Below are 6,392 nucleotides of genomic sequence, written 5' to 3' on the forward strand. Positions count from 1 at the left end.
CCACCATGACCACTACCGATATGTGGCAGCCGGGCCAGCGCGAGCTGCAGAAATCCGGCATCGTGCAACTGATGCGTGCACTGGGCGTGTCCTCGTATGAGGAACTGATGCGCGTCTCCACGGCAGAGCCCGAGCGCTACTGGAGCACCGTGATGCGCGAATGCGCCATCCAGTGGGACGTGCAGCCCACAGGCTACATCGACCTGGCGCGCGGCCCGCAGTTTCCGAGCTGGTTCCCCGGCGGCAAGCTCAACTGGGTCAACACCATCTACGCCTGGGCGAAGAACCCGGCCACGGCGCAGCAGAAGGCCGTCGTGGCCGAACGCGAAGACGGCAGTGTGAGTTCGCTCACCTATGTGGAGCTGGAGCAGCGCGTGTGCGACTTCGCCGCCGGGCTGGCGAAGCAGGGTGTGCAGCAGGGTGACCGCGTCGGCCTGCTGATGGAAAACGGCATCGAGGCCACCATCTCGCTGATGGCCCTGGTGCACCTGGGGGCACTGGTGGTGCCGCTGTTCAGCGGCTTCGGCGTCGATGCCATCGTGGCGCGCCTCTCGGCAGCCGAGGCGCGGCTGGTGATTGCCTCCACGGGCTTCTCGCGCCGCACCAAGCGCGTGGACGTGCAGGGCGCGCTGCGCGATGCGTGGCGCCAGTTGCCGCTGCTGGAAAACGTGATCTGGAAGCGCGCCGAAGGCGAAGCCGCCCAGGACGCACGCGACCTGGACTGGCAGGCCATCGCCACCGCCGCGCCAGGCCAGGGCCAGCCGCCCGTGTCCGTCACGCCCGACACGCCCTTCATGGTGATCTACACCTCGGGCACCACCGGCAAGCCCAAGGGCGTGGTGCACACGCACGGCAGCTTCCCCATCAAGATCGCGCACGACTCGCTCATCCACTTCGACGTGCATCCCGGCGACGTGTACTGCTGGCCGGCAGACATGGGCTGGATCGCCGGCACCCTGGTGCTGGGCTGCGCGCTGCTGCGCGGCGCCACGCTGGTGTGCTACGACGGCGCGCCCGATTACCCCGACTGGTCGCGCATGTCGCGCATCGTCGAGCGGCACAAGGTCACGCAGTTTGGCTCCGCGCCCACGCTGATCCGCGGCATGATCTCCAACGAGGCGCTGGCGCTGCAGGGCGACTGCTCCAGCGTGCGCCTGCTCATCACGGCGGGCGAGGGCATCGCGCCCGAGCATTTCAACTGGTTCCAGAACCGTTTCGGCGACGGCACGGCGCCCGTCATCAACTACACGGGCGGCACCGAGGCCTCGGGCGCGCTGCTGGCCAGCGTGCCGATCCGGCCCATCCCGCCCAGCGGCTTCAACACCATCTCGCCCGGCGTGGCGGCCGACGTGGTCAATCCCGACGGCCAGAGCGTGACCGGCGAGGTGGGCGAGCTGGCGATGCGCGCGCCCTTCGTGGGCATGACGCAATCGTTCTGGCGCGACGACGAGCGCTACCTGGAAACCTACTGGCAGACCATCCCCGGCCTGTGGGTGCATGGCGACCTGGCCCTGCGCACGCCCGAGGGCAACTTCTTCATGATGGGCCGCTCGGACGACACCCTGAAGGTGGCTGGCAAGCGCCTCGGACCCGCCGAGGTGGAAGAGGTCGTACTGGAGTTACCCGGCGTGGCCGAGGCCGCCGCCATCGGCGTGGCCGACGCGGACAAGGGCCAGAAGCTCGTCGTCTTCGTGGTGCCCAAGCCGGGCACGGATCCGGTTCGGGACGACCTGCCCAAGCTCGTCACCGGCCACGTGGAAAAGCGCCTGGGCAAGCCCTTCAAGCCCGGCAAGGTGCACGTGGTGGGGCAACTGCCCAAGACGCGCAGCTCCAAGATCATGCGCCGCGTGATCCGCAGCGTGTACTGCGGCCAGCCTGCAGGCGACCTTTCGTCGCTGGACAATCCGGCAGCGCTCGAGGAAGTGCGTGCAGCAGCAGCCTGACGCCCATGTCCGCACGTGCCGCACTCAGCCCTCATGCCTTGGCCGCGCAGCCCATGCTGGCCAGTATGTCTGCCTGGCTGCAGCCTGAGCCGGGTGTCACCGTGGTCACGCCATTGGTTCGTGCGCTTGTGCTTGTCTCGGCTTTCGCACCAAACGAGCGATGGCTGGGTAACGGCCAGTTGGCGCTGCGCACCGGACTCCCACCCTCCACTGTCACGCGCATCGCCCAGTCGCTGGTGCGGCTGGGTTATCTTTTGTACGACAGCAAGGAGCGCAAATACCGCTTGTCGCCCGCTGTCCTTGGCTTGGGCTATGCGGCCATTGCGCATTCGGCAGTTCAGGGCCTGGCGGGCGAACGCATGGCCGCTTACGCGCGCGAACACAGCGCGCATGTATGCCTTGTGGTACGTGACCGGCTCGACTTGGTGGTGCTGGAGTGCCGGAGCAGTCTGGACTCTTCCATCACATTGCCACTGCACGTGGGTATGCGCGTGGGGATGGTGCTGTCGCCCATGGGCTGGGCGCTACTGGCGGCATTGCCGGAACTGGAGCGAAGCTATTTGCTGGAGAACGTGGAGCGCCGCATCTCCAGGGACTGGCCGCGGCTGCGCCGTCGCGTTTGGGAGGGCGTGGCGCAGGCTGGAGAAAAAGGCTATTGCACGGCGATCGGCGAGTGGGAGCCCGAACTGGGTGTATTGGCTGCACCCGTTCTGTTGGAGGGGACGTCGCCCTTCGTGCTCGCTTGTATCGGGGCGAGTCGGGGCATGACCCGAGCGCGCATAGAGCGTGAGATGGGGCCCGGCCTTGTGGCTATGGGGCGGTCCTTGCAAGCCGAATTCACAACCATCAGCCAGTGAAATTATTGCGGAAGAAAAGATGAAAGTTCTCGAAGGTATCAAGGTTCTCGATTTCGGCCGCTTCATCGCTGGGCCCTACTGTGCAGCGCTGCTGGCCGACTATGGGGCCGAAGTCATCCGCATCGATCGCGTGGAGGGCGGGGAAGACCGTTACATCGTGCCCGTCACCGAGGGTGGCGAGGGGGCGATGTTCCTGCAGCTCAACCGCAACAAGCGCTCGCTCACACTCGACCTCGCCAGCCCCGAGGGTCGCGAGATCGTACGCAAGCTGGTGGCGGATGCCGATGTGGTGGTGGCCAACATGCCGCCGCGCACGCTCAAGAGCCTGGGGCTGGACTATGAGAGCTTGTGCGCCATCAAGCCCGACATCATTCTTGTCGCGCCCAATGGCTTCGGCACTGCCGACGCCGTGCGCGACCGCGTGGGCTTCGATGGCGTGGGCCAGGCCCTGAGCGGCGCCGTGCACATTGCCGGCACGCCCGAGCAGCCGCAAAAAGCCATGGTGCCCGTGGTGGACTTCGCCACATCCTTTGCCTGCGCGCTGGGCGCCGTGCTCGCGCTGTACGAACGCAACCGCAGCGGCAAAGGGCAGGAGGTGAATGCCTCGTTGCTATGCACGGGCCTGAACATGGCCAGCGGCGCGCTGATCGAGGAGGCGCTACTGGGCCTGGACCGTCCCGCCACGCGCAACCGTGCGGGCAGCTATGCGCCATCCGACATCTTCAAAGCCCGGGACGGCTGGTTCATCATCCAGGTGATCGGCCGCTCCATGTTCAAGGCCTGGGCGCATCTGGTGGGCCACCCTGAATTTGTGGACGACCCGCGCTTTGCCGACGACCAGTTGCGCGGCGAGCATGGCGAGTTCCTTAGCGGCGTGATGAGCGCGTGGAGCCGAGACAAGACCCTGGCCGAGGCATTGGCGCTGCTGGAGAAGGCGCGAATCCCGGCAGGCCCGATCAACTCCCCGCGCCAGGCGCTGCAAGACCCCGTCATCCAGGCTGCCGAGGTCATCCAGTGGATGGACTATCCCGGTGCACCGAAGCAGGTGCCCATCTTTGCCACGCCCGTGTCATTGTCGCGCACCCCACCAGAGATCCGCCAGCGGGCCCCCCTCAATGGGGAGCACACCGATGAAATCCTGGCCGGCATCGGCCTGGATGCGCAGGCCGTCGCCGATCTGCGCCAGCGCAGGATCGTCTAGCCCAGCCAGCGCGCATCCGGCCAATGCCCTTCCTCGAACGTGGCCTGGACGCAATCCAGCAGCGTGGCAACCACGCAGCGCACGGGTGCCGTGGCCTGCCGGCTGCTCGGCGCGGCAAGCACGATGGTGCGCTGCAGTCCCTTGGAAGCCAGCGGGGCCGCGCACAGCAGCCCTCGCTCCAGCTCCTGCGTCACGCACACGGCGGGCAGAATGGACCAGCCGTGGCCCTGCGCCACCAGTTCCTTCTGCACGCTCAGTGCATTGGTCTCGGCAAAGACCTGTAGGACGACGCCCGCCTCGGCGGCGGCATGCTCGATCACCGCGCGCAGGCCCTGCGGAGCCGCGGGCAGCACGAAGGGCTCGCGCGCCACGTGCTCCAGCGTCAGCGGTTTCCTGCGCGACAGCTTGGCGGATGGCGCTGCCACCACCCACAGGCTTTCCTCGATAAGCGCTTTTACATGCAATGTGGGGGTTTCCTTTTGCCCATAGAGCAGGGCCGCATCTACGTCGCCGGCCTCCAACCAGTCCTGCAGGTGGCCCGCATAGCCTATGGTCAGCCGCAGGCGGATATGGGGATAGCGCCTTGCCACCTCCGCGGCCAGCCGCGTTGCCAGCAGATCCGACGTGCTGGCCAGCAGCCCGATGCTGACGATGCCAGCCACAGGGCCCTCGGTGGGCTGGATTTCGGCCTTGGCGCGCGCCACCTCGTTGAGGATGCGGCGCGCGTACTCCAGCATGGTCTTGCCGGGCGGAGTCAGCTGCATGCCATGGCGGCTGCGGTCGAAGAGCTCGGTTCCGAGGTCTTCTTCCAGCAGACGCAGCTGGCGCGAGACGGCGGGCTGCACAAGATTGAGCAGGCTGGACGCGCGCGTGACGTTGCCGGTCTCCGCCACGGTGACAAAAGCGCGCAGTTGTTTGAGGTCCATGAGGCGTCCGATACCGAAAACTGATTATTCAATCAAAAAATTCTATTTTTTTTAGAAACAATCAAATATTACTATTGATTCACACACCCCATCATCCACTGGAGACATTTACCCATGAGTGCACTTTCTGCTCCCGACCAATACCAGGAAATCCGCGATGCCGTGCGTGCGCTGTGCAACCAGTTTCCCGCCGAATACCACCGGCAGGTGGATGAGAAGCGCGGCTATCCCGAGGAGTTCGTGAACGCGTTGACGAAGGCCGGCTGGCTCGCAGCGCTCATCCCGCAGGACTTCGGCGGCCCCGGCCTGTCCATGGCCGAGGCCTCCGTCATCATGGAAGAGATCAACCGCAGCGGCGGCAATTCCGGAGCCTGCCACGGCCAGATGTACGTGATGAACACCATCGTCTTCAGCGGCACCGAGGCGCAGAAGCAGAAATACCTGCCTCGCATCGCCTCGGGCGAGCTGCGCGTGCAGTCCATGGGCGTGACAGAACCCACCACCGGCAGCGACACCACCAAGCTCAAGACCACGGCCGTGAAGAAGGATGGCCGGTGGGTCATCAACGGCCAGAAGGTGTGGATCAGCCGCGTGCAGCACAGCGACCTGCTGATCCTGCTGGCGCGTACCACGCCGCTGGACCAGGTGCAGAAAAAGAGCGACGGCCTGTCGTGCTTCATCGTCGAGCTGGACAAGGCCATCGGCAACGGCCTGACCGTGCGCCCCATTCTGAACATGGTCAACCACGAGACCAACGAACTGTTCTTCGACAACCTGGAACTGCCCGAGGATGCGCTGCTGGGTACCGAGGGCAAGGGCCTGAAGGTGATCTTCGATGGCCTGAATGCCGAGCGCACGCTGATCGCCGCCGAATGCATCGGCGACGGTTATTGGTTCCTTGAAAAAGCGCGCGACTATGCCAACGAACGCAAAGTGTTCGGACGCCCCATTGGCCAAAACCAGGGCGTGCAGTTTCCGCTGGCCGAGTCCTTCATTGAGCTGGAAGCAGCCAATCTGATGCGCTGGAAGGCATGCCAGAAGATCGACGCGCGCGAAAACGCCGGCACCGAGGCCAATATGGCCAAGTACCTTGCAGCGAAGGCGAGCTGGGAGGCAGCCAACGCCTGCCTGCAGACGCACGGCGGCTTCGGCTTCGCCTGCGAATACGACATCGAGCGCAAGTTTCGCGAAACGCGCCTGTATCAGGTCGCGCCCATCTCCACCAACATGATCCTGAATCACATCGCACAGCACACGTTGGGCCTGCCCCGCTCGTTCTGATTTTTGAGGTATTGCAATTATGAAAATTCTCGTCCCCGTCAAGCGCGTGGTGGACTACAACGTGAAAGTCCGCGTCAAATCGGACGGCACAGGTGTGGACATCGCCAACGTCAAGATGAGCATGAACCCCTTTGACGAAATCGCCGTCGAAGAAGCCGTGCGCCTGAAGGAAAAAGGTGTTGTC

General features: G+C 65.0%; 5 protein-coding genes and 1 pseudogene. 5 read left to right on the forward strand and 1 reads right to left on the reverse strand.

Features of this window, described 5'->3' with window-relative positions; translation table 11 throughout:
- Positions 1 to 5 precede the first annotated feature (5 nt).
- The 3 genes from Cth01_RS21190 to Cth01_RS21200 are packed head-to-tail and all read left to right on the forward strand — an operon-like array spanning position 6 to position 4,001.
- On the forward strand, positions 6 to 1,943 hold the full coding sequence (locus Cth01_RS21190) for an AMP-binding protein (RefSeq protein WP_045840316.1): 1,938 nt from the start codon (positions 6 to 8) through the stop codon (positions 1,941 to 1,943).
- Between the two features lie 5 nt (positions 1,944 to 1,948).
- Positions 1,949 to 2,800: an IclR family transcriptional regulator gene (locus tag Cth01_RS21195; RefSeq protein WP_052703410.1), complete on the forward strand. Its 852-nt coding sequence runs from the start codon at positions 1,949 to 1,951 to the stop codon at positions 2,798 to 2,800.
- 19 nt (positions 2,801 to 2,819) lie between these two features.
- Positions 2,820 to 4,001, forward strand: a complete 1,182-nt coding sequence (locus Cth01_RS21200) for a CaiB/BaiF CoA transferase family protein (RefSeq protein WP_045840318.1) — start codon at positions 2,820 to 2,822, stop codon at positions 3,999 to 4,001.
- Here the strand turns inward: Cth01_RS21200 and Cth01_RS21205 are convergent.
- The gene (locus tag Cth01_RS21205) at positions 3,998 to 4,927 is read right to left on the reverse strand and encodes a LysR family transcriptional regulator (RefSeq protein WP_045840319.1); all 930 of its coding nucleotides are present in this window, start codon (positions 4,925 to 4,927) and stop codon (positions 3,998 to 4,000) included. The genes Cth01_RS21200 and Cth01_RS21205 overlap by 4 nt on opposite strands.
- A gap of 114 nt (positions 4,928 to 5,041) precedes the next feature.
- Between Cth01_RS21205 and Cth01_RS21210 the strand changes: the two genes are divergently transcribed.
- The gene (locus Cth01_RS21210) at positions 5,042 to 6,208 is read left to right on the forward strand and encodes an acyl-CoA dehydrogenase family protein (RefSeq protein WP_045840320.1); all 1,167 of its coding nucleotides are present in this window, start codon (positions 5,042 to 5,044) and stop codon (positions 6,206 to 6,208) included.
- A 19-nt stretch (positions 6,209 to 6,227) separates the two neighbouring features.
- A pseudogene (locus tag Cth01_RS21215) lies at positions 6,228 to 6,392 on the forward strand (electron transfer flavoprotein subunit beta/FixA family protein); the annotation flags it as partial.

This window comes from Comamonas thiooxydans, assembly GCF_000964545.1.
In the GTDB taxonomy this organism is placed as follows: Bacteria; Pseudomonadota; Gammaproteobacteria; order Burkholderiales; family Burkholderiaceae_C; genus Comamonas; species Comamonas thiooxydans.

Excerpts from the sequence above, each read along its gene's own strand:
- Cth01_RS21210 (WP_045840320.1), top strand. The coding sequence starts at position 5,042 with ATGAGTGCACTTTCTGCTCCCGACCAATACCAGGAAATCCGCGATGCC.
- Cth01_RS21195 (WP_052703410.1), top strand. The coding sequence starts at position 1,949 with ATGTCCGCACGTGCCGCACTCAGCCCTCATGCCTTGGCCGCGCAGCCC.
- Cth01_RS21190 (WP_045840316.1), top strand. The coding sequence starts at position 6 with ATGACCACTACCGATATGTGGCAGCCGGGCCAGCGCGAGCTGCAGAAA.
- Cth01_RS21200 (WP_045840318.1), top strand. The coding sequence starts at position 2,820 with ATGAAAGTTCTCGAAGGTATCAAGGTTCTCGATTTCGGCCGCTTCATC.
- Cth01_RS21205 (WP_045840319.1), bottom strand. The coding sequence starts at position 4,927 with ATGGACCTCAAACAACTGCGCGCTTTTGTCACCGTGGCGGAGACCGGC.